16 tRNA genes and 1 rRNA gene are annotated in these 1,811 nt (G+C 47.8%); all 17 read right to left on the bottom strand.

From position 1 onward, the window contains the following. Positions 1–211: 211 nt before the first annotated feature. Positions 212–292 (bottom strand) — tRNA-Leu (locus ACIQLB_RS24525). Between the two features lie 47 nt (positions 293–339). Beyond that, a tRNA-Cys gene (locus ACIQLB_RS24520) sits at positions 340–413 on the bottom strand. Between the two features lie 10 nt (positions 414–423). After that, positions 424–498, bottom strand: a tRNA-Gly gene (locus tag ACIQLB_RS24515). 6 nt (positions 499–504) lie between these two features. Further along, positions 505–579, bottom strand: a tRNA-Gln gene (locus ACIQLB_RS24510). Positions 580–596: 17 nt separating this feature from the next. After that, a tRNA-His gene (locus ACIQLB_RS24505) sits at positions 597–672 on the bottom strand. Between the two features lie 34 nt (positions 673–706). Next, positions 707–782: transfer RNA gene (locus ACIQLB_RS24500), tRNA-His, on the bottom strand. A gap of 16 nt (positions 783–798) precedes the next feature. After that, positions 799–872, bottom strand: a tRNA-Trp gene (locus ACIQLB_RS24495). 10 nt (positions 873–882) lie between these two features. After that, positions 883–966, bottom strand: a tRNA-Tyr gene (locus tag ACIQLB_RS24490). A 10-nt stretch (positions 967–976) separates the two neighbouring features. Next, a tRNA-Thr gene (locus tag ACIQLB_RS24485) sits at positions 977–1,052 on the bottom strand. 9 nt (positions 1,053–1,061) lie between these two features. Further along, a tRNA-Phe gene (locus ACIQLB_RS24480) sits at positions 1,062–1,137 on the bottom strand. Positions 1,138–1,152: 15 nt separating this feature from the next. Next, positions 1,153–1,228 (bottom strand) — tRNA-Asp (locus ACIQLB_RS24475). Positions 1,229–1,232: 4 nt separating this feature from the next. Continuing rightward, positions 1,233–1,307 (bottom strand) — tRNA-Met (locus ACIQLB_RS24470). A 24-nt stretch (positions 1,308–1,331) separates the two neighbouring features. After that, positions 1,332–1,407 (bottom strand) — tRNA-Val (locus ACIQLB_RS24465). A gap of 14 nt (positions 1,408–1,421) precedes the next feature. Next, positions 1,422–1,496, bottom strand: a tRNA-Glu gene (locus ACIQLB_RS24460). A gap of 30 nt (positions 1,497–1,526) precedes the next feature. After that, positions 1,527–1,618 (bottom strand) — tRNA-Ser (locus ACIQLB_RS24455). A gap of 5 nt (positions 1,619–1,623) precedes the next feature. Further along, positions 1,624–1,700, bottom strand: a tRNA-Asn gene (locus ACIQLB_RS24450). A gap of 16 nt (positions 1,701–1,716) precedes the next feature. Further along, positions 1,717–1,811: ribosomal RNA gene (gene rrf / locus ACIQLB_RS24445) — 5S ribosomal RNA — on the bottom strand; the annotation flags it as partial.

The raw sequence follows: 1,811 nt of genomic DNA, 5'->3' as shown, positions 1-1,811 counted from the left end.
TGTTTCTCGACAATTCAAGTATATATAAATCAGTGAATCTGTGCTTTTTTTATGCGCGAAATTGTATGAATACCCCAAGAAATATTATAGAACCAGTTTTATAAGATCGTTTTAATTAGATGACTATTTTCAGTTTAAAGACAAAGAAAAAAGGAATCCTATTAATTTAGGAATCCTTTTTACAACAGCATTATTCATTAAAGTTAGTTGATACCGGTGGTCGGGGTCGAACCGACACTCCAAAGGAACACGATTTTGAGTCGTGCGCGTCTGCCAATTCCGCCACACCGGCATAATGGAGATAAAAAAAATCGGATAAACCGATTAAGTAATAAAATATGGAGGCGGCAACCGGATTTGAACCGGTGATAAAGGTGTTGCAGACCTGTGCCTTACCACTTGGCTATGCCGCCATAAAATTATTGGAGCGGAAGACGAGGTTCGAACTCGCGACCCCCACCTTGGCAAGGTGGTGTTCTACCACTGAACTACTTCCGCAAAAAATGGCTGGGGTACCTGGATTCGAACCAGGGCGTGACGGAATCAAAATCCGTTGCCTTACCGCTTGGCTATACCCCAAAAGTTAAATATATAAATGGGGCGACTGATGGGAATCGAACCCACGAATGCCTGAACCACAATCAGGTGCGTTAACCACTTCGCCACAACCGCCATATTACTATATATTTTATTGTTTTAAATTAAATGGGGCGACTGATGGGAATCGAACCCACGAATGCCTGAACCACAATCAGGTGCGTTAACCACTTCGCCACAACCGCCATGAAATTAATTAATTGGCAGGGGCAGTAGGAATCGAACCCACATCAAAGGTTTTGGAGACCTCTATTCTACCGTTAAACTATGCCCCTATGAAAAAACTGGTGGAGGGGGACGGATTCGAACCGCCGAACCCTAAGGAGCGGATTTACAGTCCGCCGCGTTTAGCCACTTCGCTACCCCTCCGGGAATGCCATGGTGCCGGCTATAGGAATCGAACCCACGACCTACTGATTACAAGTCAGTTGCTCTACCTGCTGAGCTAAACCGGCAAAAAAATATGGTGGGTCAGGACGGAATCGAACCGCCGACACTTAGAGCTTCAATCTAATGCTCTACCAACTGAGCTACTGACCCATATTTTTAAAAAAATGGCGGTCCCGACCGGGATCGAACCGGCGATCTCCTGCGTGACAGGCAGGCATGTTAACCGCTACACCACGGGACCATTTTGGTTGCGGGGGCCGGATTTGAACCAACGACCTTCGGGTTATGAGCCCGACGAGCTACCACTGCTCCACCCCGCGATAATGAGTAATTTATTTAAATGATGGTGGAGGATGACGGGCTCGAACCGCCGACCCTCTGCTTGTAAGGCAGATGCTCTCCCAGCTGAGCTAATCCTCCATCTGGGTATTAAATGGTGACCCCTACGGGATTCGAACCCGTGTTACCGCCGTGAAAGGGCGGTGTCTTAACCACTTGACCAAGGGGCCATCGTTTGGAATGGTGAATCCTTAAAGTGCTGGCGGAGAGTAAGGGATTTGAACCCTTGAGACAGTGTTAACCGCCTACACGATTTCCAATCGTGCTCCTTCGGCCACTCGGACAACTCTCCAAGAATGGCTCCGAAGGCAGGACTCGAACCTGCGACAACCTGATTAACAGTCAGGTGCTACTACCAACTGAGCTACTTCGGAATAATCTTATTATATAGCCTAGCGACGTCCTACTCTCACAGGGGGAAGCCCCCAACTACCATTGGCGCTAAAGAGCTTAACTTCCGTGTTCGGTATGGGAACGGGTGTGAC

The organism is Lysinibacillus sp. NPDC092081 (assembly GCF_044755845.1).
Taxonomy (GTDB): domain Bacteria; phylum Bacillota; class Bacilli; order Bacillales_A; family Planococcaceae; genus Lysinibacillus.
The sequence above is the reverse complement of the archived record's forward strand: the minus strand, read 5'-3'. Positions and strand labels throughout refer to the sequence as shown.